Genomic DNA, 23,195 nt, shown 5'->3' on the forward strand with positions numbered 1-23,195 from the left:
GGAGTTTTAAGCGCTCACGCGCGCACGGTTGAGGATGGACTGGGCTTGGCGAAAGAGAGGTTCGTCCACCATGCGCCCCTGATAGCGAAAGGCACCCGGGTTTTCGGCGGCCGCGGCGAGAAGGCCTTCGGCCCACTGGACTTGTTCGGCGGCGGGTGCGTAGGCCGCCCGGATAACGGGGACCTGGAGGGGATGGATGCACACGCTGCCGGCGAAGCCGAGCGCGGCGGCATCGGTAGCCTCGGACTGCAGCCCGACGGAGTCTTGGATGTCCATAAAGACGGCATCGAGCATGGCCTTGCCGTGCGCGGCGGCGGCAAGATGGACCTGGGCCCGGGCGAAGCGCGGAACGTCGCGGTAGACGCCGTCGGCAAAGCGGGAAGAGACCCCGCCCATGCTGGCCAGGAGGTCCTCGGCGCCCCAAAAGAGTGCCACGCAGCTTTCCGATGCCGCCGTCTCCTCCGCACACATGACCCCCAAGGCGGTCTCGGCGAGCGCAATGACCTGGGCGTCAGGCAGTTCGGCGGCGAAGACCTCCATACTCGCGGCGCCCTCGGCCTTGGGGCACATGAGCTGGCGGAATGCGGTGGTGCGTACCATCTCCATGTCCGCGGCAAACTCCGGGGTTCCGGGCGGGTTGACGCGCACGATGGTCGTCGCCGGGTCGAGGTCGCACTCGGCGATAGCGATGCGGGCGGCCGCGCGGTTTTCGGGGCGGCAGCCGTCCTCGAGGTCGAGGATGACCATGTCCGCGGCGGTAGCCGCCTTGGCGAAACGGTCGGGTCGGTCAGCGGGCACGAAGAGGATCGCGGGGCCCGCGGGCATCCAGGTCATGAGTCTTCTCCTTCTGGTCGACCTTCTGGACAGCACTGCACGAGTGTGGCGCGCGTGGCGCGGCAGACGATGTCGCCGTGCTGGTTGCGGCCGATGTGCTCGAGGTTGACGATTCCCTGGCCGGGGCGCGAGGAGCTCAGGCGCTTGGAGACGCACACCGTCTCCGCGTAGAGCGTGTCGCCGTGGACCATGGGATGTGGGAACGAGACCTCGGTGAAGCCGAGGTTGGCGACGATGGTCCCCAGCGTCAGCTGACCGACGGACAGTCCGACCACGGTGGAGACGGTCCACATGGAATTGACCAGGCGCTGGCCATCGAATGCCGACTGCTGGCTCGACCAGTGAGCATCGAGGTGGAGCGGCTGGGTGTTCATGGTGAGCGTCGTGAAGACGACATCGTCAGCCTCCGTCACGGTGCGGCCCGGGCGGTGGAGGTAGCGCACGCCCTCTTCGAATTCCTCGAACCACAGGCCGCGCTGTTCCACGGTCTTGGCGGTCGTATCAGTCATGCGCGTACTCCTAGATTCCCAGCTCGCGGGCGATGAGCATGAGCTGGACCTCGGTGGTGCCTTCGCCGATTTCCAGAATCTTCGAGTCGCGGTAGTGGCGGGCGACGCGGTACTCGTTCATGAAGCCATAGCCGCCGTGGATCTGGGTGGCGTCACGCGCGTTATCCATGGCGGCCTCGGAGGCGACGAGTTTTGCGATGTAGGCCTCCTTGCGGAAGTCCTGGCCCTTAATCATCTTGGCCGCGGCCGCGCGCCAGGCCAGGCGCGCGGTGTGGGCGCGGGCCTCCATGCGCGCGATCTTGAAGGAGATGGCCTGGTACTCGGCGATGGCCTTGCCCATGGACACGCGCTCCTTGGCGTACTTCACGGACTCGTCGACGCAGCCCTGCGCCGCGCCGGTGGCCACGGCGGCGATGGCGACGCGGCCCTCGGCGAGGATGGAGAGGAAGTTGGCGTAGCCGCGGCCGCGCTCGCCCAGGAGGTTCTCCTGCGGGACGCGCACGTCGCGGAAGGACAACGGGTGGGTGTCCGAGGCGTTCCAGCCCACCTTGTCGTAGGCCGGTAAGACGTCGAAGCCTGGCGTGCCGTTGGGCACGATGATGGCGGAGATTTCCTTCTTGCCGTTCTCGCGCTGGCCGGTCACGGCCGTGACAGTGACGAGCGACGTGATATCCGTGCCAGAGTTCGTGATGAACTGCTTCGTTCCGTTGATAACGAAGTCGCCGCCGTCCTCGACCGCCGTGGTCTTCGTCGCACCTGCGTCAGAACCCGCGCCCGCCTCGGTCAGACCGAAGCCGGCGAGCTCCTTACCGGAGGCCAGGCCTGGGAGGTACTTCTGCTTCTGCTCCTCAGTGCCAAAGTTGAAGATGGGCATCATGCCCAGGCCGACGCCGGCCTCGAGCGTCATGGCGACGGACTGGTCGACGCGGGCGAGTTCTTCGAGCGCGATGCCAAGCGAAAGGTAATCGCCGCCCATGCCGCCGTATTCCTCCGGGAAGGGCAGGCCGTAGAGGCCCATGTCGCCCATCTGTGCCTGGACCTCGTACGGGAAGGAATGCTCCTTGTCATGCTTGTACGAGACCGGATCGACGACTTCGTTGGCGAATTCGCGGACGACGTTTTGCAGCTCCTGGTACTCCTCAGGAAGGTCAGCGATGTTGACGTCGGGGCCCGAGGCGGTCGTAGTGGTCATGGTCGTGCTCCTTATCTGTGGGTGTTATCTGTAGGTGCTGTGTGGATGTGATTGGTCCGTGGTGGTGGCTTATGTATCTGGCTCCACCGTGGCCAGCGGCTGGCCCGCGGGCACGGTGTCGCCCGCCGCGCAGTGGAAGATCACCGTGCCGGGCTCGGCGGCGCGGAGGACGTGCTCCATCTTCATAGCCTCGACGACCACGACGGCATCGCCAGGCTCGACGTGGTCGCCCTCCTCGACGGCGAGCGCCACAACTGTGCCGGGCATCGGCGATGCGAGCGTGCCGTGGTCGTCCTCGGCCGCTGCCGAGACCGAGCGCGCCGCGGGTTGTTCAGTGAGCGCCCACGTACCGCGCGGTCCGGTGAGCAGAATCTGGTCAGCGTGGCGCTCAAGCGCCCAGCGGCTCGTGGTGCCGTCGAGGTTCACGGACCACTGCCCTGCTCCGAGGTTCGCGATAGACGCTGTGAAGGTGGTTTCCTCGGTCTGCTCCGGCTCGCGGTCGGCCTTGATGTCAAGCGCACGCTGAAAGGCTGGGGTATCACCAACCGTGACGGTGGACTCGGCGGGGTCGACGGTGACGACTGTGCCCACACCATCGGTACCGGGGACGCCGGAGGTGCCCTCGGCCAAGCGGACGTGGCGCTCGGCGGGGTGACGCAGGCGCCAGCCATCGGCGACCCAAGCGTCCGCGGCCTCAGCGGAACCGGTGCCTGGCTGGGCGAGGATAAGGGCCGCGGCGGCGAGGGCCTCTGCCGGCACCGGCGTGGGTGCGTAGTCGGGCGCGACGCGCTCGAGCAGGCTCGTGTCGAGGTCGCCCGCGCGAACCTCGGGCACGTTAAGCAGGAAGCGGCAGAAGTCGGTGTTGACGCCCACGCCGGCGACGACGGTGCCGGCGAGTGCGGCGTCGAGGCGGTCCAGGGCCTCCTGCCGGTCCGCGCCGTGCGCGATGACCTTCATAAGCATCGGGTCATAGAGCGAAGTAACCTCGGAGCCGTCCGCGATGCCGGAGTCGACGCGGACACCGGGGCCGGTGGGCGCGACGACGCGGGTGACCGTACCGCCGGTGGGCAGGAAGTCGTGCGCGGGGTCCTCGGCGTAGATGCGTGCCTCGATAGAGTGGCCACTCAGCACTATATCGTCCTGGGTAAAGGGCAACTCCTCGCCGCGGGCGACAGCGAGCTGCGTGGCGACGAGGTCGATGCCGCTGACTTCCTCGGTGACGGGGTGCTCGACCTGGAGGCGGGTATTCATCTCCATGAAGTAGAAGTGGTCCGGGCGCGCGGCGGGGACGATGAACTCCACGGTGCCGGCGCCGACGTAGCCGACCGAGCGTGCGGCGTCGCATGCGGCCTGGCCAATCTCGGCGCGGGTCGCCTCGTCGAGCAGCGGCGAGGGGGCTTCCTCAATGACCTTCTGGTGACGGCGCTGGAGGGAGCACTCACGCTCGCCGAGATGGACCACGTTGCCGTGGGCATCGGCGATGATCTGAACCTCGATGTGGCGCGGGGTGTCGACGAAGTGCTCGAGGAAGAGCGAATCGTCGCCGAACGAGCTCGCGGCCTCGCGGCGGGCGGTAACGAGAGCGGCCGGCAGATCCTCCGGGTTCTCGACGCGGTGCATGCCCTTGCCGCCGCCGCCCGCGGACGGCTTGATGAGCACGGGGAAGCCGATGCCCGGCGCGGCGGCGATGATCTCCTCGTCCGTAAGTCCCGGGCGGGAGATACCCGGCACGGTGGGCACGCCGCGGGCCTCGACGGCGGCGCGGGCCGTAATCTTGTCGCCCATCGTCTCGATCGCGCTGGCCGGCGGGCCGATGAAAATGATGCCGGCGTCCTCGCAGGCCTTGGCAAACTCGGCGTTCTCGGAGAGGAAACCATAGCCGGGGTGGATGGCCTGGGCGCCGGTACGGCGGGCGGCATCGAGAAGTTTCTCGGCGACAAGGTAGGACTCACGCGCGGGCGCCGGACCGATGGCGACGGCGAGGTCGGCTTCGCGGGTGTGGCGCGCGGCGGCATCGGCAGCAGAGTGCACGGCGACGGAACGCACTCCTTCCGCGCGCAGGGTGCGCATGACGCGGCAGGCGATTTCGCCACGGTTGGCGACGAGGACGGTATCGATGTGGTTAGTCATGATGTGCTCCTCTTACATGCGGAAGATGCCGTAGCCGGGGTCGCCGAGTGGGGCGCTGGACGCGGCGCCGAGGGCCAAGCCCACGACGCGGCGGGTATCAGCCGGGTCGATGACGCCGTCATCCCAGAGCCGCGCTGAGGAATAGTACGGATGGGACTCTTCCTCGAACTTCTCGCGGATGGGGCGCTCAAAGTCCTCTTGTTCTTCCGCGGACCACGTCCCGCCGGACTTCTCAATCTGGGTGCGCTTGACGGTGGACATGACCATCGCGGCTTGCGGTCCGCCCATGACGGCGATGCGCGCGTTGGGCCACATCCACAGAAAGCGCGGGCTGTAGGCGCGCCCACCCATGGAGTAATTGCCAGCACCGAATGCGCCACCGATGACGACGGTGAACTTGGGCACGCGCGTGGTGGCCACGGCGTTGACCATCTTGGCGCCGTGCTTAGCGATGCCCCCGGCCTCGTACTCGCGGCCGACCATAAAGCCGGTGGTGTTCTGCAGGAAGAGCAGCGGGATGCCGCGCTGGTCGCACAGCTCAATGAAGTGCGCGCCTTTGATCGCGGACTCGCCGAAGAGCACGCCGTTGTTCGCGATGATGCCCACCGGATGGCCGTAGATGCGGGCGAAGGCGGTGACGAGCGTCGTGCCGTACTCGGCCTTGAACTCCTGGTATTCGCCACCGTCAGAGAGGACCTCGATCACCTCGTGGACGTCGTAGGGCACCTTCGCGTCGACCGGCACGATGTCGTAAAGATCCGTTTGCGGGCGCTGCGGCTCACGCACCGGCTGCACGTCCCAGGGGGCCTGCGGGTCCGGGCGGGTCGTCGCAATGATGGCACGCACGCGGCGCAGCGCATCTGCGTCATCCGTGGCGAGGTGGTCCGCCACGCCCGAAGTTCGCGCGTGAAGGGCGCCGCCGCCGAGTTCCTCTGGGGTGACTTCCTCACCCGTCGCAGCTTTCACGAGCGGCGAGCCGGCGAGGAAGATGGTGCCCTGTTCTTCGACGATGACGGTCTCATCGCTCATCGCGGGGACATACGCGCCGCCCGCCGTGCACGAGCCCATGACGGCGGAAATCTGTGGGATGCCGTGCTTGGACATATTCGCCTGATTGAAGAAGATGCGACCGAAGTGGTCGCGGCCGGGGAACACGTCCTCCTGGTTGAGCAGCATGGCGCCGCCGGAATCCACGAGGTAGATGCACGGCAGGTTGTTCTCCCCCGCGATCTCCTGGGCGCGCAGGTGCTTGGTGACGGTGAGCGGGTAGTACGTGCCGCCGGAGACCGTCGAGTCGTTCGCGACCACCATGCAGCGGCGCCCCTCCACGAGCCCGATGCCGGCGATAACGCCTGCGGCAGGCACCTTGCCGCCATACATGGCGTGCGCGGCGAGCGGGGCCACCTCCAGGAACGGGCTGCCCGGGTCGAGCAGCTGGTTAATGCGGTCACGGGGCAGCAGTTTGCCGCGCGAGAGGTGACGCTCGCGAGCCTTGTCCGATCCCCCGCGCGCCGTGGTGGCAAGCAACTCGCGCAAATCCGCGACGAGGGCCTCATGCCGTTCGCGGTTCGTGGCCGCTGGCGACGCTGCGGGGGCGGTAGGTGCAGTCATGAATGAGCTCCCTAGAAGTCTCGATGAGTGAACTTGGTGAAGTTCAGTTAATCCCAATTAACTAGAACCAGAGAGTACCGCGCCTATGTGTGTCGCTCAACACTTTTCTTCCAGAATGTACAATGCGTCACCTGCCAATGTGGACACACCATCCCCCAAACGTCCCCCATCAGCGTGTTTGCGTGAGAATTTACAAAAGTTAACAAATCCGTGGCATAGATTTACACCCCTGCGCGGGGGTGTACGCGCGCTCCCCCTCGCCCCTGCCGGCTGGACCGCGGCTGGCACGCGTCCTCTCGGTTAGACCAAGATGGCAGCGACGGCCATCTGGCGCAGCTGGGCGCGCAGCACGTCGGGCACGGCCCAGTGGTTGACGTAGCGGGACGATGCGATGAGTCCCGCCGTAAGCTGCACACGCATACGCGCGGTCGAACGCTCCAAGTCCGGGCGCACCTGGACAAGGACATCGGTCCACACGTTCATGTAACTGCGCTGCAGCGAACGAATCTTCGCCGAGTCGACGGCCACGATATTCCACCGCTCGCGCTCTTGCACGCGTACGCGGTCGGGCTCCGTCATACAAATCTCCACGTGGAAATCGATGAGGTCCTGGAGCACTGCGCTCGGATCATCGAGCACCGCGTCCTCCCCCGTGCAGTGCTCGGCAAGGATAGCCAACGCGCCGTCGAGCAGGCGCGTGGAGATATCGACGAGGACCTCCGAAAGCAGAGTCTCCTTGCTGTCAAAGTAGCGATAGAGCCCAGGCCCCGAAATTCCCACGGCTGCGCCCACGTCACTGAGGCGGGTGCGCGCAAAGCCGACGTCCGCCATGATTTCAGAGGCCGCCGCGAGCAGCTCCTGGCGCTTGCGTTGCTTCGCCTTCTCACGCTCCGTGGTCATCGCGGGGTCTCCTTTCACCGGGCGTGGCTGTGGTCTTAGTGTTCGATCATAGCCATGCACAAAGCCCCGACCGCACGCGCCGCAGCAACGACGCGTGGGACCGGGGTTCGTAGCTCTCCTCGCCTTCCTCTAGTCCGGAATGCGGATTAGTGGAAGAAGTGGCGGGTACCGGTGAGGTACATGGTCACGCCGGCTGCCTTGGCAGCCTCGATGACCTGCTCGTCACGAATCGAACCGCCCGGCTGCACGACAGCCTTGACGCCAGCGTTGGTGAGGACCTCCAGGCCGTCCGGGAACGGGAAGAAAGCATCCGATGCCGCGAATGCGCCGCGGGCACGCTCCTCACCCTCGCCGAGGGTGTTGGCGCGCTCGACGGCCAGCTTGGCGGAGTCAACGCGGTTGACCTGCCCCATACCCACGCCCACGGAGGCGTTGTTCTTGGACAGCAGGATGGCGTTGGATTTCACAGAGCGCACGGAGCGCCATGCGAACTCAAGCTCAGCGAGGTCAGCGTCGTTGAGCGGCTCGCCGCAGGCCAGCGTCCAGTTCTCCGGCTTATCGCCCTCGGCCTGGTAAGTATCCGGCTCCTGGCACAGGACGCCGCCGGAGATGTGCTTGATTTCCTCTGCCGGAGCCTCGTGCTCGGCAACGAGGATACGGAGGTTCTTCTTCTCCTTGAGGATCTCCACGGCGCCATCCTCGTAGGACGGAGCGACGATGACCTCGGTGAAGATGTCCTTGACTTGCTTGGCCATCTCGACGGAGACCTCGCGGTTGACGGCGATGACGCCGCCGAATGCGGAGAGCGGGTCGCACGCATGCGCAGCGCGGTGTGCCGCAGCGATGGACTCATCAGACACGGCGATGCCGCACGGGTTGGCGTGCTTAATGATGGCCACACACGGACGCTCGTGATCCCAGGCGGCGCGCCACGCGGCGTCAGCATCCTGGTAGTTGTTGTAGGACATCTCCTTGCCGCCCAGCTGCTCCGCGTTGGCCAGGCCCTTGCCAGAGCCATCGCGGGTAACGGTCGCGGACTGGTGGGAGTTCTCGCCGTAGCGCAGCGTCGTGGTGGCGCCACCCTCGGTGAGCTGGTCCACGAACCAGGCGGAGACGGCCGCGTCGTAGTCAGCGGTGTGCAGGAAGGCGTCGCGAGCAAGCGCGCGGCGCTCCTCGAGGGAGAAGCCGCCGTTCTTCACGGCCTCGGCGACGTCACCGTAACGCGACGGGTCGACGACAACGGCGACAGACGGGTGGTTCTTCGCGGCGGCGCGCACCATGGACGGGCCTCCGATGTCGATCTGCTCGACGCAGCCGTCGAAGTCAGCGCCGGACGCAACGGTCTCACGGAACGGGTAGAGATTGACGACGACGAGCTGGAAAGCCTCAACGCCGAGCTCCTCGAGCTGTGTGAGGTGATCCGGCTTGCGGGTATCGGCCAGGATGCCAGCGTGGACCTTCGGGTGCAGGGTCTTTACGCGGCCTTCGAGGCACTCCGGGAAGCCGGTGAGCTGCTCCACCGGGGTCACGTCAATACCCAGATCCGCGATCTTCTTCGCGGTCGAGCCAGTGGAGACAATCTCCACGCCCGCGGCGTCGAGCGCACGGGCCAAGTCTTCGAGTCCAGTCTTGTCGTAGACGCTGATAAGCGCACGCTTGATCTGCTTGGCGTCAGTCATAGGTTGTGTGAAATCTTCCTTGTACTAAAGATCGGTGTTAGAGATCGATGGAAAGGGCGTCGCCGTCCACGCGCGCTGCGCGCAGGACTTCGACGATGAGCTTGCGCTCAACTACTTTGATGCGCTCATGCAGGCTGGCTTCACCATCGCCGCGCTCGACCATGACGGGCCGTTGGGCGATAATACGGCCGGTGTCCACACCAGCGTCGACGAAATGGACGGTAGAACCGGTGACTTTGACCCCGTAGGCCAGCGCGTCGCGCACGGCGTGCGCGCCCGGGAACGCCGGGAGCAGCGCCGGGTGCGTGTTGATGGTGCGCCCTTCGAAGCGCTCCAGGAAAGCCGCGCCCAAAATCCGCATAAAACCGGCAGAAACCACCGCGTCCGGGCTGCCTACGGCAGTCACCAGGCGGTGGTTCCATTCTTCGCGGTCCTCGGCCAGCGCCACCACTTCCGTGGGGATGCCAGCCGCAGCAGCGCGCTCGATGCCCTGACATTCTTTGTCGGCCACAACTTTGACGACACGGTACGAGTCGTCTTGATGGTCGAGGATGTTCTGAAGCAGTGAGCCGGTGCCGGAGACAAGCACAACGATCTCAAGCGGTGCGATACGTGTCGAAGTCACACACCTAGAGTAGCCGGTCACACCCTCATGGCGGAATTTTTCACCGCCTAACGTTGTGTGTCCGCGTCTCCATCCTCCGCAGTGCCCCCATCAGTGACAATCTCGCCCTCGATGATCTCGCCTTCTAAGACCTCATCAGAGGACTCGACGTCGAGGAGCTCGCCTTCAAGGACTTCATCCTCGACAGCTTCGGCTTCTGGCTCGTTGTCCTTCGCATCATCGTTCTTACCGGTGACTTCCGCGGTCTCAAACCCGGACGTGCCACGCTGATCCTCGGCCTCGGCCTCGACCTCTCCATCGGACCGGGTTTCGGCGTCATCACCAAACTCCGGCTCAGCGCCAGAGTCAGACTCAGCTTCCGCGTCCGCGTGGAGTTCAGCGTCGGTGTCCACCTCGTCATCGAAAGTCTCGTTGTCTTCAGAATCCGCGACTTCATCGCGTGCATCGGTATCTTCCGCGACTTCATCGACCGTCTCAGCAGGCTCAGCTTCGTCGGCTTCAGCATCGTCAGCCGAATCCTCCGACCCTGCCTCGAGCTCGGCGGCGTCAGACTCTGCTTCGCTCTCGTCAATGACCGACTCCGCGTGAGACTCTTCCTCGTCCGTTTCCGCCACAGCAGCACCCGCGGCGCGGCGGTCGAAGAAGTAGTAGCCGGCGGCAACGAGGAGGCCGGGCATTGCCGTCCACAGGAAGGCAAGGCCAGCAGCAAGCCAGAGCATGGGGCCGACATGCCCGTAGTAGCCCAGGGTGCCGGACGTGAAGTAGCACGCGAGCACCACTCCGAGCGCAGTCCAGACGCCGGCGAGTGCGGCGTGGGCGAAGCTCGGGCGGGCACGGAGAAAGAGTACTACAGCAACGAGGGCAGGCAGCGCGAGCAGGCCCACAGCCCAGGACGCGGATTGCGCAGGAACGGCGGCCAGGATTGGCAGAGGCGGCAGCGGCAGGAGAACGGTATCGAAGAGACTCACGCTCGCGGTGCCGAGGTGGAACTCGGAGCCGAGCAACACGGCGCCTGTCGCGACGATCGCGTTGGGGATATAGAAAATGGACAGCGCGATAAGCCCCGCCAGACCCACCCCGGGCAGTTTCGGATATCCGGCGAGCATGGCGGCTTGCGCGTCGAAGCGCACGATAAAAAGGACGAGGAAGACGAGTGCGGCCACGGTGGCGAACCCGATGAGCACGCGGCCCGCCGTCGATGCTGCGTCGACGACGACGCGCGGCACACCGTAGCGGCGAGCCAGCGCGCGCCAGAGGCGCGGCCCCATGCCCACCGCCATGGCAGCGAGATGCAGGATCCACACGCGCGGCAGTGTGGTGAGTAGGCTCGGCGGCGCGACGTCATAGACCTTGCCCGCATCCCAGAGCATGAACCACGCGATGAGCGTGAGGAGGGTGGGCACCGCGATAATGCAGCCCAACAGAATAAGGAGGTCCTTGACGCTCACCCGCTTCTTCACCAAGGAATGCACACGCGTGGCGAGCATGACAAAGAGCAGGCAGGCTGGCAACGCGGGAACGACGCCGATGGAGATTCCGTCGGCGCTGGCCGAGCCGAGCGTGGAAACCATCCACCCTTCGGCGATGGCGGTGGGCAGCCACGCCGCGGGCGAACCGGTGAGCAACACGAGCGCGAGGGCGACGGCGATGATGACACCGACCACGAGGGCATCGGGAAGCGCGACGGCAAAAAACATCCGGCGGATGCGGGCGCTGAGGGTGCGAGGGACGGCGGCCTGCTTGTCCTTGCTCCGGGAGCTCACACGGGAGGCGACACGGGCGGCGGCCGGTGTGGCGTGCGTGCGGCGAGGGCTGCGCGAGGTGGGGCTGGTGTTCTTGCTCATGATGGAAAACACTTTGCCACGACCCAGCGGCGGGCCGCGGGTGGCACGACGAGCGACGCCCGTTTTCTATTCCTTATATATAAGGGTAAAGAAGAGGTTGAGACTCGGCGGTGGGGGTAATCAGACACGGAATTTCCGTTCGGAATGCGCCCTAAAGATACGACACAGGCTTCTATCAGATTGCTACCATCGCGACGGCGGATTGCTAAGAATCGACTAAGAACTGCTCAAGCGGCTTGCCCAGCCCTCATCGAGACGCTATTGTTACCTTTCGTTGATAACAAGTAGGTCACAAATTCGTAAACCTACAGGGCGCATCGTAACGTTTCGCGCCTGGTAACGAATGAAGGACAAGAAAGAAGAAGTTAGATGCGAAGCACGACTCAGCGCGCCGGCTCCGGCCGCCACCGCAAGATCGCTACCGCACAGACCGCAAAGGGCCGCATCGCGCTCTTCACCGTCGCCGCGGGTGCCGTCTCATCCGCAGGCGTTGGTGGCGCCACGGCCGCACAGCTGCAGTCCGGTTCCGAGACTCAGGACGTCAAGCTCGCCGCTACGACCAACCCACTGGGCGACGCTCAGGAGCAGCTGCAGCAGTCTGCCGATGGCGCAATGACCGCCATCACCACCGCCCCGCAGGTCCTCAACCTTGCCGAGGTCAAGCCGGTGCCCAACCTGGACGAGCAGCTCAACACCGCTATCCAGGCATCTGAGGCCCGCCAAGCTGCCGATGAAGCGGCTCGTGCACCGTCTGTCGCTCGCCCGGCCGAGGGCGCTTTCACCTCGCCGTTCAGCCCGCGCTGGGGCTCCTTCCACTACGGCATCGATATCGCCAACTCCCCGGGCACCCCAATCCTCGCCGTCATGGACGGCACCGTCATCGACTCGGGCCCGGCTTCCGGCTACGGCCAGTGGATCCGCATCAAGCACGAGGACGGCTCCGTGTCCGTCTACGGCCACATGCAGACCCTCGACGTCGCCGTCGGCGAGCACGTCACCGCCGGCCAGAAGATCGCTGGCATGGGTTCCCTGGGCTTCTCCACCGGTTCCCATCTCCACTTCGAGATCCACCCGGACGGCACGACCCCGGTCGACCCGGCCGCATGGCTCGCTGAGCGCGGTATCAACGTCTAAATAAGCGCCTCACACTTCTACCGTCGCTGAGTGCCCGCCTCCTTCACGGAGGCGGGCACTCGGCGTTTTTCGTTCCTCCCCACAGCACCGCCCCAGCCATGGCCACCGAACATTCAGGCTCCTCGGCACGTGTAATCACGGGCAATAAGGGCCGCACAAGCCCCTCTTACCTCTACTGTGTGTTAAATCACTTTAATACACATGCCGCTTGCGGACGCGTCAGTATTCTTCACCCCTGAACTACCCCGTTTCACCGCTTTACTCCGGGGAGGTTCAAGACTTTAGTGCCAAACGGGGGTAAAGAGGTGGCACTCAGACGGCCCGGTACGAACCTCGCCCATACACATATATACAAACCCCCACATCACACCACCGAACGCACGTGCCATTGACGCCCCAATGGTTACCCAGTAATCTACCCCTAGAGTTACCCAGTAACCAACTCTATAACCAGTACACATACCGCTTTCGTGAAGGACCGTCATGTCAGTGAAACACTCACTATTGGCCCTGCTCGCCGCCGCGCCGGCGAGCGCGAGCGCCCTGCAGCATGGCTACGCGGAAGAAACGGGATCCACACTCAACATCGGACAGGTCTCCCAAACGCTCACCCGGTTGGAGCGCGACGAGCTCATCGCTCAGTCGGGCACCACCACCGGTCCCACTGGGCGCAAGGCCGATCAGTACGCCATCACGGAGGAAGGCCGCGCAGAACTGCACAACTGGTTCAACGCGCCCGTCCTCCCTCCGGCGGCTGACCGCGACGAGCTCGTCATCAAAGTCGCGCTCGCCGCACGCCGTCCTGAGATCGATCTCGTCTCGCTCCTCGATAACCAACGCTTCGCCACGCTCCAGGCCGTCCGCGAGCTCACCGCCGCACAGCGCGACATGCCCCAGGTGCGCAGCGCTCACCGTCTCGCTTCAGAGAAACGCATCTTCGAGCTCGAAGCCACGCTGCGCTGGCTCGACCGCGTCGAAGCGCTCGCTCCCCTTTCCACCAACGCACAGGAGAATGAAAACCGATGAATGCCGCCTCTCCGCTCCCCCTCGAGCTCCAGGACGTCACGTGCGTCTTCGGCACCGGCGCCCGCCAAGTCACCGCGCTCGACTCCGCTTCGCTCGAGCTACACCCCGGCGAGCTCGTCGCCGTCATGGGTCCCTCCGGTTCCGGTAAGTCGACGTTGCTCAATGTCGCGGGGCTCCTCCTACGCCCCACCTCCGGTCGCGTGCTCATCGAGGGTGTCGACACCGCGGACTTCTCCGCGCGTCGCGCCGCCCAGGCTCGCCGCAAGCACTTGGGCTTTGTTTTCCAGGATTTCAATCTTGTCTCCACGCTCACCGTCGGCGAGAATGTCACGCTGCCGCTTGAGCTCGACGGCGAGTCCCCCTCCCGCTGCCGCGAGCTTGCCGATGCCGCCCTCTCCGAGGTCGGCCTCGACGGCGCAGGGTTTGCCGATCGCTACCCCGAGGAAATCTCCGGCGGTCAGGCCCAGCGCGTCGCCATCGCCCGTGCGCTCATTGGCCCGCGCCGCGTCCTCCTCGCGGACGAGCCTACGGGCGCGCTTGATACCGCCACGGGCGAGGACGTGATGAACGCCCTGCGCGCGCGCATTGACGCCGGCGCCTCCGGACTCCTCGTTACGCACGAGCCACGCTTTGCCGCGTGGGCCGACCGCGTCGTCATGGTCCGCGATGGCCGCCTCAGCGAACCAGGCGCGCCACAGGCCGCGCGCCTGGGACAGGAGGAGAAATAATGTCTTCTCTTGCCGCCGCCACCCGCGCCACCCGGCGCGACATGTTCCGCGCGCCCGGACGGCTCATCGCCGCAGTCCTGCTCATCGCGCTGCCCATCGCAGTCGTCGTTGCGCTGGCCATCAGCGACGCCTCCGGCAGCGGGCGTCTTGCCAGTCCCGCGAGTGGTGAGCAACTCGCCATCGAAGGCGGGACCTGCGTGCAGGAACCGGGCATGTACTCGGGAACGTGCACCGGCGATCAGCGCATGCCCACCGCGTATTCCGATGCCGAGGCCGTCGTCCCCGACTCCATCGAAATTGGTCGCCAGCTGGAGTTCACCGTAGACGTTGCGAAGGGCGCGGATGCTACTCCGACGGGTACGTACTACTCTCCCATCGTGCAGCTTTCCCCGGACTTCTTGCCTGAGGATCTCCCTACATCGCTGGGGCCTGATGAGATCTTCCTCGACAAGTTCAATGCGGAGGCGATGGACATCTCTGTCGGCGATTCCATCACCACGGCCCTGCCCGATGGAACGACGCGCACGCTCACCGTCGCTGCTATCTCGCCTTCATATCAATCGCTCGTCATCGACGGCGCGCTCTATGACCGCGAGGTCGATCTCCCGACCACTGTGGAGGCCATGGTGACGTGGCTCTACCGGCCACGCGGGGAGATCTCGTGGGCCGACGTCGAATACGTCAACGTGCGCGGCGGCATGCTGCTGAGCACCGACCTGGCCACGCATCCTCCGGCCGATGCCCCTGAGATCAATCCGGACCACGCGAGTGCCGCGCCGATGGCCTGGGCCGGCATGACACCTGGCCAGGTTGCGTTGGCAATCCTCAGCGCGCTGGCATTCTATGCGGTCATCGCACTGCTTATCGTTCTGTTTATTTCGCCCGTATTCTCGCTGGCGCTCGCTCGCCACACGCGACTGTTCGCGATGCTCTCCGCCCAGGGTGCGTCGCGCTGGCACATCGCGGCCGCGGTCTTGGTCTTCGCGCTCTTCGCCGGTGCCATCGGCGCCACGCTCGGCGTGGTCCTCGGCGGCGGCATCGGCTGGGCCTGGTGGGCTATCGCGAACCCCGGGTGGAGCGTGCACATCCCGTGGATGAGCATCGGCGTCGCGTGTCTTGTCGCCGTACTCGGCTCGATCACCGCCGCCGCGGTGCCTGCCTATCTCACCGCCCGCAATTCTTTAGCCGGTGCCTTGGCTGGCGGCGCACCCGACCGCATGGTCCGCTGGCGCTGGTGGATGGTGTGCGGCCCCGTCTTACTTGCGCTCACGACCATCGGCGCCCTCGTCCTATGGTTCGCCGAAACCCCGGGGAACCGTCACTATGTCTCGGGGGGAGACTGGTGGACCATCATCGTCTTCGTCGGTCTCGTGGCGATGACGTTGAGCATTCCAGGGCTCGTCTTCTGGGGCGCACACGCTACACGCCGCGCTCCCGTCGCGCTGCGCACCGCCGGCCGCGGGCTCACGCGCCGTTCGCTCCACACGCTGCCCGCTGTGGCGGCCATCGCCGCGCTCACCGCACTCGTGGTGGGTGGTGTCGTCTCGATGCGCACCGATGATGCCCAAGGCCAGGCCATAGCCGCGACGTATACGCCGAGCAATCTCGCCTTTGTCAATGCGGACTCCCGGGAGGCCGCCCGCGAGGGCATCGGTCGCATTGCGCCACACCTCGGCCCGACCAAGGAGGTCGACGTCTACGCACTCGATGCGGACGCGCGGCGTGAACCTTACGGCCCAGACGACAGCTCGACGCAGCTCTATGCTCCCGCGGCCGAGGAGTGCGCCGCAGCGTATACCGATGACCCAAGCGCCGTGGTATACGCCGACGCACATGGACGCACGACCGACATCGATCCAGACGCCGCGCGTGCCTGCCTGTCCACGCTGGCTGGCACCTCTTCAAATCCCTCCGAATCGCCCCTGGGCAACCGTCTCATCGTCGCGTCCCAGGACACCATCGAGGATCTGTTCTCGCTTTTTAAGTTCGACTCACCTGAGGATCGCGACCGCGCGGCGGCAACGCTGCGCGCCGGCGGCGTGGTCATCAACAAGGGACATGGCTTGGCCGACGCGAAGACCACTGAGGTCGTGTCCAAGCGCTACGACGCAGTCGAGATTGCCAATGACGGTAGCTACGCATGGGAGGAAGCTTCGAAAGAAGCACGCAAGGAGCTTCCCATTGCGGAGGCTCTGCCGCTCCACGCTAGGTCGCTCACCCTTGTGAGCGAGGATGCCGCGCGCGAGCTAGGCGTCAAGGTCATCTATGCCGGTACTGCCTTGCTCACCGATGACCCCATCACGCGCCACCAGGACAACACCATTCGTGAGGACATTTATGGCAGTGAGGAAGGCGACCCGCCTGCTCCCCTGGCGTACGGGTATTCCTCCGCGGTCTACAAGTCCTACAATCCGCCGACCTGGCCATTCGCCGCAGCAGTCGCAGGTCTATCCTTCGTCGCGTTGGCACTCGTCATCGCGCTCGCCGCCGCCGGCATTCGTCGCGAGTCCCGAGTCTTCGCCTCGCTTGGCGCAGCTCCCGGCTTCGCCGCCAAGGTCGCGGCCCTGCAGGCGGGACTCGTCGCTGCCCTCGGCCTGTGGACTGGCATCCTCGCTGGACATGTGGGCGCCGTCTTCTTCACTACCCGCGACGCCCACACCATTGCGGGCGAGGTATACCGGTGGGGCAGCCTTCCGTACTACCAACCGTCGTGGCTCATGATGGCCGTCGGCGTGGTCGTTCCCCTCGTCACGGCGGCACTCGCGTGGTGGGTCCACCGCCCACGGCTCGACGCGCAGGGACGCGACCGAGCCGATCTGCTTCCGGGACGCGAGGCCGAGCGCTCGCTCGTTTAGCACGCAGGCGCCATCGCAGGCCTGGCTACATGGTGCGCGGTAGCGACACGCCGATTCTCACAGAAATTCCCTGCACACTCTCGCGTGCGCAGGGATTTCTTCTGTGTGCAGCGTTCGGAGATGCTGATGAGCTGGGAGGATACTGAATGTTACAGAGACGATATTTAGCCACCCCCGACCCTTACCCCCGTTCGCTAAATCGAGACTTTACAGTTGTAACACCTTTCACATTAGTAACATGCGTAACACGCTGGCATGTTCGAATGGTTTTCGAATTTGGGGCATTTACCTGCATATTTTGACGTGTTGCCAATGGCGGACCCACGGGATAGCTTTTATTTCGTTGCCATAACGTGGCCGGAAATCGTGGAGCGACACGCCGACGGCCACTGGCAGTAGTTTTTTGGAATTTTGTCCAACCCGAAAAGGACTCTTTTTATGAAGCGCACCCACCGCACGGGCCTCGCCGCCGCCGCACTCATCGCGGCGCTCGGCGTCGCCCCGGCCGCCACGGCGCAAACCCCCGTTGCCTCCTTCAACGTCTCGCAAGGGTCGTCCCAATCGGAGTCAAACGGAGCCGTGGACGGTGCTGGCCTCCTGGGCGCCGCCATCGGCTTTGCTCAGGCGGCGAACGGCGTCCTCAACGAGGGCGTTGTGCCGACTATCGATTACAAAGCAGAGACCAACGAGCTCAACATCGTGCTGGACCCGTCCATCGTGCCGGGCCTGGCTGAGGCTTTCGCTCCGTCGACGAGCACGGGTGCGCTCAACACGAGCATGCGCGGCCGCACGGCCTCCGGCGCCACGGTGGTCTTCCCGACTTCGGGTACCTACACCTCCGGCTTCGGTCAGCGCTGGGGTGTGATGCACAACGGCATCGACATCGCCAACCCGATTGGCACACCGATTGTCTCCGTCATGGACGGCACCGTCATCAGCTCGGGCCCCGCACAGGGCTTCGGCAACTGGATTCGCGTCCAGCACGACGACGGCTCCGTGTCGGTCTACGGCCACATGCAGGCCAGCTCCCTACTCGTGGGCGTGGGTGAGCGCGTGAGCGCCGGCCAGCAGATTGCGTCCATCGGCAGCGAGGGCCAGTCCACCGGCCCGCACCTGCACTTCGAGATTCACCCGGACGGCACCACGCCGGTGGATCCGCAGGCTTGGTTCGCCGAGCAGGGCATTAACTTCTAGTTGCAGCCCGGCTTACCGCGCACGGTCTAAAGCTTTTCCATCGGCACACCACCGATGAGCATGAGTCGGACCGTGCCCGCCGAGCCAAAATCAATGGTCACCGTCGCGCGAGCGCCGGTGCCACTGGCGGCCACCACCTTGCCGAGTCCGTACTTGGCATGGTTGACGCGGTCGCCGACCTCAAGGTGAAGATTCTTGTTCTTTGGCATGGACGAGGACGGTTCACGGCGCCGCTGCGTTGGGGAAGACGCGGACGACCCGGAACCACGCGAGCCGCCACCGCGGCTGCTCCCGTACCCCGACCAGTCACGGCCGAAGCTGCGGCCATAAGAATAATCGTCTCCACCACTGCCCCACGCTCCAGCTCCGTGACCGGAGCTGGACAAACTGGAATCGGGCTCTTCGCGGCGCCAGTCGATGAGATCTTCCGGGATCTCGCCGAGGAAGCGGCTGGCCGGGTTCGTCAAGGGATTGCCCCACGACGAACGCAGAATTGCTCGCGTGAGATACAGCTGCTCACGGGCACGCGTGATGCCGACATACGCCAGACGGCGTTCTTCGCTCAGCTCCTTCGGGTCTCCGAGGGAGCGCATGTGCGGGAATTGGCCGTCCTCCCAGCCGGTGAGGAAGACGACTGGGAACTCCAAGCCCTTGGCGGTATGCAGCGTCATGAGTGTCACGACTCCCTGTTCGGAGTCCGGAATCTGATCCGCGTCAGCGACCAGCGAGACCTTCTCCAGGAAGGCTTGCAGGGAGCCCGGCGCGGCTTCTCCGTCTTCTTCGGCTTGCTTTAGCAAGTCCTTATCGTCGTCATCCATAAACGCCATCTGGTTCGCGGCCTCCGAGGAGAACTCGCGCGCGACGGAAACCAACTCGTTGAGGTTATCGAGGCGCGCACCATCCTGTGGATCATTCGACTGCTCGAGCTGTTCTTTATATCCCGTCGCCTCGAGGATCGCCGTGATGAGCTCACCCAGATCCGGCTGCCCTGTCACCTCATTGGTCATGCCCGGCAGCTGTGCGCGCAGGCCATCCATCATCTCATTGAAGCGCCCCACCGCGTTGCGTGCACGGGCGCCGAGGCCTGGGACCTTGTCCACGGCGGCATCGACAAGCGCGCGGCCAAAGCTCACCCCCATATTGTCCGCATGGACCGCAATGTGGCCCTGGGCTGCGTCGCCGATCGCACGCTTGGGCACGTTGATAATGCGGCGCAGGCTCACCGTGTCATCCGGGTTATCCATGATGCGCAGGTAGGCCACGATATCGCGGATCTCGCGGCGCGCGTAGAAGCGCGTGCCGCCGACCACCTTGTACGGGATGCCCGAGCGCATAAAGATATCCTCCACCGCGCGCGACGCGTTGTTCGTGCGGTACATGACCGCGATATCGGAGTAGTTGCGTCCGCTATCCGCGAGCTGGTCGATCTCCTGGGCGATGAACCGGGCCTCATCGTGCTCGTTGTCCGCGACGTAACCGATGATCTTGGGCCCCTCCCCGTGGGCGGTCCACAGGTTCTTCTCGCGGCGGTGCTCGTTCTGCGCGATGACGGCGTTCGCGGCGTTGAGGATATTCTGCGTCGAGCGGTAGTTCTGCTCGAGCAAAATCGTGCGCGCCTGCGGGTAGTCGCGCTCGAATTCCTCGATATTGCGAATGGTCGCGCCGCGGAAGGCGTAGATAGACTGGTCCGAGTCGCCAACGACGCACAGTTCCGGATTGGGTGCCACGCCATCGCCGACCAACGCGGAGACAAGACGGTACTGCGCGTGGTTGGTGTCCTGGTACTCGTCAATGAGCACATGGCGGAAACGCCGACGATAGAAGTCCACCACCTGTGGGTGCTGGGTGAAGATGCGCACGACCTCACCAATGAGATCATCGAAGTCCACGGCGTTGGCCGCGCGCAGGCGGCGCTGATACTCGGCGAAGACCTGCGCGACTGTTGTATCGAACGGGTTCTTCGTCTTCGAGGCCTCCGCGAGCGCCTCCTCCGGACCGACGAGCTCATTCTTGTGATTTGAAATCTGGTTGGCGAGGACACGGCCGGTGTACTTCTTCAGGTCCAGCTGCATGTCCTTGGCAATCATGGTGAGCAGCCGGCGCGCGTCATCGCTGTCGTAGATCGTGAAGTTCGTGTTCAGCCCCGGCACAAGCTGCGCGTTCTGGCGCAGGATGCGCACACAGATGGAGTGGAACGTGGAGACCCACATACGCTCCGCAACGGGACCTACCAGCTGCCCCACGCGCTCTTTCATCTCCGCCGCCGCTTTGTTGGTAAACGTGATGGCGAGGATCTGCCACGGCTGCACGCCGCGGCGATGCATGAGGTACGCGATGCGGCGCGTAAGCACCGCCGTCTTGCCTGAGCCCGCGCCTGCCACAATGAGCAGCGGCGCACCGATGTGCTCCACGGCTTCCTTCTGCTGGGGGTTGAGACCCGCAACGAGTGGGTCCTCCCCCGCTGGCTGGCCGTTACTGGCGGCCTCTGCAGCGCCCGCGGGCGCGCCGAAACCGCCCTGGGTGCGCGGACGGAAGCCCGGCACGGGTGCCTGCGACGCACGCGCGGCACTATCTCCGCCAAAGGGATTCTGGCCGACGTTGCGCGTGGAGCCGGAGTCCGACTTCGAGGCAGGGTTCGAGTTAAAAGGAGACGCGTTATCCATGATGGCTTACAACCGTACTAGCAGCCGCCGACACGAGTCGTTCCCCACGCCCGAACACCCGCCCCTATCTTGCCCCTATGCTTGGCTTTTGGTGTGTCCGCGACTACATTATGAGCGCATGAGCGCTGACACTAACTCCGGTACCGATTTCCCCGAGGGCACCGACATCCCCGAGACCGGCACGACCACCCCGAACGTCGAGTCTGACTTTGACGTCCGCATGCCGTCCGGCACGGACGATCCCCTCTCCGACGCGGAGATCCAGCGCTACCGCGAGGAGATCAACCGCATGGACCGGATCATCCTCGACGCCGCCAAGCGCCGCCAACAGGTCTCCCAAGCCATCGGGCGCACGCGCATGAGCTCCGGCGGCACGCGCCTGGTCCACACCCGCGAGGTGCAGATCATCAACCAATTCCGCGATGAGTTGGGCGAGGAAGGCCCCGCCATCGCGTCAGCGTTGCTACGCATGGGCCGCGGGCGCCTGGGCTAGACACGCGCGCTGTGGCGAAAATCCCCGATCGGGCACCATTTTTCGCTATCTTTGCCCGCTCGTGCGTGAAACTTTTGGACTACGGTAGGAAGATGTAAAAGACCCCGCCTGAATAAGCGAAGGAAGGCCCCGCCTTATGTCCATTACGTCGAACCCTCAATGGAACGCTCTCACCGAGCTCGCCGCAGCTCCACGCCCGAATCTGCGTGAGCTCTTCGCCACAGATCCCAACCGCACGAAGAACTGGACGTTCGACGCCGCTGGTTGGCACGTCGATCTGTCGAAGAACCTCATCGACGACGCTGTGCGTGACGCGCTCCTCGACATGGCCCACGCGGCGGGCATCGAGTCTTCCCGCGACAAGATGTTTGCGGGCGAGCACCTCAACTCCACCGAGGACCGCGCCGTCCTCCACACCGCACTGCGTGCTCCGGCGGGCACCAAGCTCACCGTCGATGGCCAGGACGTAGACGCCGATGTCCAGGAAGTGCTCAACCGCATGGAAGGTTTCGTCGCCTCCCTGCACAACGGCTCCTGGACCGGCCACTCCGGTAAGAAGATTAAGACCGTCGTCAATATCGGTATTGGCGGCTCGGACCTCGGCCCGGCCATGGCTTACAAGGCGCTGCGCACCTACCTCGCCGGCGATATTGAGGCGCGCTTCGTCTCCAACGTCGACCCATCCGATATGGCGGCCAACCTCGCGGACCTCGATCCGGAGACCACCCTGTTCATCGTCGCCTCCAAGACCTTCACCACGCAGGAAACCCTCACCAACGCCCACGCGGCACGCCGCTGGACGCTCGAGGCCTACGACGGCAACACCGAGGCCATCGCCAAGCACTTCGTCGCCGTGTCCACCAACGCGGAGAAGGTCGCCGAGTTCGGCATCGATACCGCGAACATGTTTGGGTTCTGGAACTGGGTGGGCGGCCGCTACTCCGTTGACTCCGCCATTGGCCTGTCGCTCATGGCCGCCATCGGCCCGGAGAACTTCCGCGAGTTCCTCGCTGGCATGCATGCCATGGATGAGCACTTCCGCACCGCACCGCTCGAGGAGAACGTTCCTGTCCTCATGGGTCTGCTCGGCGTCTGGTACACCGACTTCCTGGGGGCGCAGACGCACGCCGTGCTCCCCTACTCCCAGGACCTCGCCCGCTTCCCTGCGTACCTGCAGCAGCTGACCATGGAGTCCAACGGCAAGTCCGTGTGCCACGGCGGCAAGGATGTGGACTACAACACCGGCGAGATTTACTTCGGCGAGCCGGGCACCAACGGCCAGCATGCCTTCTTCCAGCTCATGCACCAGGGCACGCACCTCATCCCGGCTGACTTTATTGGCTTTGCCCGCCCTCGTAAGGACTTCCCCACTGCGGACGGCTCGGGTTCCATGCACGACCTGCTCATGGGCAACTTCTTCGCGCAGACCAAGGTCCTGGCTTTTGGTAAAACCGCCGAGGAGATCGCCAACGAAGGCGTCGACCCCGAGGTCGTCCCCCACAAGGTCATGCCGGGCAACCGCCCCACCACCACGCTGCTCGCCGAGGAGCTCACCCCGCACGCCCTCGGCGCGCTCATCGCCCTCTACGAGCACATCGTGTTCACGGAGGGCATGATCTGGCACATCAACTCCTTCGACCAGTGGGGCGTGGAGTTGGGCAAGCAGCAGGCGAATGACTTGGCCCCGGCCGTCTCCGGTAAGGAAGAGGTCAACTCCGGCGACACCTCCACTGACGAGCTCGTGCGCTGGTACCGCCAGAACCGCTAAGACCACATCG

Annotated in this window: 17 protein-coding genes; 7 read left to right on the plus strand and 10 right to left on the minus strand. The window is 64.9% G+C overall.

All coding sequences use genetic code 11. The features are described from left to right. Window positions 1-6: 6 nt before the first annotated feature. The 9 genes from HMPREF2559_RS11970 to HMPREF2559_RS12010 form a co-directional block, all read right to left on the minus strand. Window positions 7-834: an HpcH/HpaI aldolase/citrate lyase family protein gene (locus HMPREF2559_RS11970; RefSeq protein WP_070540900.1), complete on the minus strand. Its 828-nt coding sequence runs from the start codon at window positions 832-834 to the stop codon at window positions 7-9. After that, window positions 831-1,343 carry a MaoC family dehydratase gene (locus HMPREF2559_RS11975; protein WP_066487787.1) on the minus strand — a complete coding sequence of 171 codons (513 nt, stop codon included), beginning with the start codon at window positions 1,341-1,343 and terminating at the stop codon, window positions 831-833. Before HMPREF2559_RS11975 ends, HMPREF2559_RS11970 begins: the two co-directional genes overlap by 4 nt. Before the next feature lie 10 nt (window positions 1,344-1,353). Further along, a complete protein-coding gene (locus HMPREF2559_RS11980; RefSeq protein ID WP_066510652.1) occupies window positions 1,354-2,535 on the minus strand; it encodes an acyl-CoA dehydrogenase family protein in 1,182 nt (393 codons plus the stop codon). 69 nt (window positions 2,536-2,604) lie between these two features. After that, a complete protein-coding gene (locus HMPREF2559_RS11985) occupies window positions 2,605-4,665 on the minus strand; it encodes an ATP-binding protein (RefSeq protein WP_068801544.1) in 2,061 nt (686 codons plus the stop codon). 12 nt (window positions 4,666-4,677) lie between these two features. Further along, the gene (locus tag HMPREF2559_RS11990; protein ID WP_070540903.1) at window positions 4,678-6,276 is read right to left on the minus strand and encodes a carboxyl transferase domain-containing protein; all 1,599 of its coding nucleotides are present in this window, start codon (window positions 6,274-6,276) and stop codon (window positions 4,678-4,680) included. Window positions 6,277-6,576: 300 nt separating this feature from the next. Beyond that, window positions 6,577-7,176 (minus strand): TetR/AcrR family transcriptional regulator, encoded by a 600-nt coding sequence (locus HMPREF2559_RS11995; RefSeq protein WP_066487772.1) that lies wholly within the window; start codon window positions 7,174-7,176, stop codon window positions 6,577-6,579. Window positions 7,177-7,322: 146 nt separating this feature from the next. Continuing rightward, window positions 7,323-8,855: a bifunctional phosphoribosylaminoimidazolecarboxamide formyltransferase/IMP cyclohydrolase gene (gene purH, locus HMPREF2559_RS12000; RefSeq protein WP_066487767.1), complete on the minus strand. Its 1,533-nt coding sequence runs from the start codon at window positions 8,853-8,855 to the stop codon at window positions 7,323-7,325. Window positions 8,856-8,892: 37 nt separating this feature from the next. Continuing rightward, a complete protein-coding gene (purN, locus tag HMPREF2559_RS12005) occupies window positions 8,893-9,480 on the minus strand; it encodes a phosphoribosylglycinamide formyltransferase (protein ID WP_077210046.1) in 588 nt (195 codons plus the stop codon). A 47-nt stretch (window positions 9,481-9,527) separates the two neighbouring features. Beyond that, the gene (locus HMPREF2559_RS12010) at window positions 9,528-11,324 is read right to left on the minus strand and encodes a cell division protein PerM (protein WP_070540991.1); all 1,797 of its coding nucleotides are present in this window, start codon (window positions 11,322-11,324) and stop codon (window positions 9,528-9,530) included. A 369-nt stretch (window positions 11,325-11,693) separates the two neighbouring features. Here HMPREF2559_RS12010 and HMPREF2559_RS12015 point away from each other — a divergent pair, with 369 nt between their 5' ends. The 5 genes from HMPREF2559_RS12015 (at window position 11,694) to HMPREF2559_RS12035 (ending at window position 18,261) form a co-directional block, all read left to right on the plus strand. After that, entirely contained in the window at window positions 11,694-12,458 is a 765-nt protein-coding gene (locus tag HMPREF2559_RS12015; protein ID WP_066487763.1) for a M23 family metallopeptidase, read from the plus strand. Between the two features lie 483 nt (window positions 12,459-12,941). Further along, entirely contained in the window at window positions 12,942-13,484 is a 543-nt protein-coding gene (locus HMPREF2559_RS12020) for a PadR family transcriptional regulator (RefSeq protein ID WP_066487761.1), read from the plus strand. Further along, the gene (locus HMPREF2559_RS12025) at window positions 13,481-14,212 is read left to right on the plus strand and encodes an ABC transporter ATP-binding protein (protein ID WP_070540906.1); all 732 of its coding nucleotides are present in this window, start codon (window positions 13,481-13,483) and stop codon (window positions 14,210-14,212) included. Before HMPREF2559_RS12020 ends, HMPREF2559_RS12025 begins: the two co-directional genes overlap by 4 nt. Then, window positions 14,212-17,067 carry an ABC transporter permease gene (locus HMPREF2559_RS12030; RefSeq protein WP_070540910.1) on the plus strand — a complete coding sequence of 952 codons (2,856 nt, stop codon included), beginning with the start codon at window positions 14,212-14,214 and terminating at the stop codon, window positions 17,065-17,067. The genes HMPREF2559_RS12025 and HMPREF2559_RS12030 overlap by 1 nt, the downstream gene beginning before the upstream one ends. Window positions 17,068-17,505: 438 nt before the next feature. Further along, window positions 17,506-18,261 (plus strand): M23 family metallopeptidase, encoded by a 756-nt coding sequence (locus HMPREF2559_RS12035; RefSeq protein WP_068801539.1) that lies wholly within the window; start codon window positions 17,506-17,508, stop codon window positions 18,259-18,261. Between the two features lie 26 nt (window positions 18,262-18,287). Here HMPREF2559_RS12035 and pcrA read toward each other — a convergent pair whose 3' ends face one another. Beyond that, window positions 18,288-20,924 carry a DNA helicase PcrA gene (gene pcrA / locus HMPREF2559_RS12040; RefSeq protein WP_083297840.1) on the minus strand — a complete coding sequence of 879 codons (2,637 nt, stop codon included), beginning with the start codon at window positions 20,922-20,924 and terminating at the stop codon, window positions 18,288-18,290. A 118-nt stretch (window positions 20,925-21,042) separates the two neighbouring features. Between pcrA and HMPREF2559_RS12045 the strand changes: the two genes are divergently transcribed. Together HMPREF2559_RS12045 and pgi are read left to right on the plus strand one after the other, a co-directional pair. Continuing rightward, the gene (locus tag HMPREF2559_RS12045; protein ID WP_066487746.1) at window positions 21,043-21,417 is read left to right on the plus strand and encodes a chorismate mutase; all 375 of its coding nucleotides are present in this window, start codon (window positions 21,043-21,045) and stop codon (window positions 21,415-21,417) included. 136 nt (window positions 21,418-21,553) lie between these two features. Further along, the gene (gene pgi / locus HMPREF2559_RS12050) at window positions 21,554-23,185 is read left to right on the plus strand and encodes a glucose-6-phosphate isomerase (RefSeq protein ID WP_070540913.1); all 1,632 of its coding nucleotides are present in this window, start codon (window positions 21,554-21,556) and stop codon (window positions 23,183-23,185) included. Window positions 23,186-23,195 lie beyond the last annotated feature (10 nt).

Origin of the sequence: Corynebacterium sp. HMSC072G08 (assembly GCF_001809185.1) — a bacterium.
Taxonomy (GTDB): Bacteria; Actinomycetota; Actinomycetes; order Mycobacteriales; family Mycobacteriaceae; genus Corynebacterium; species Corynebacterium phoceense.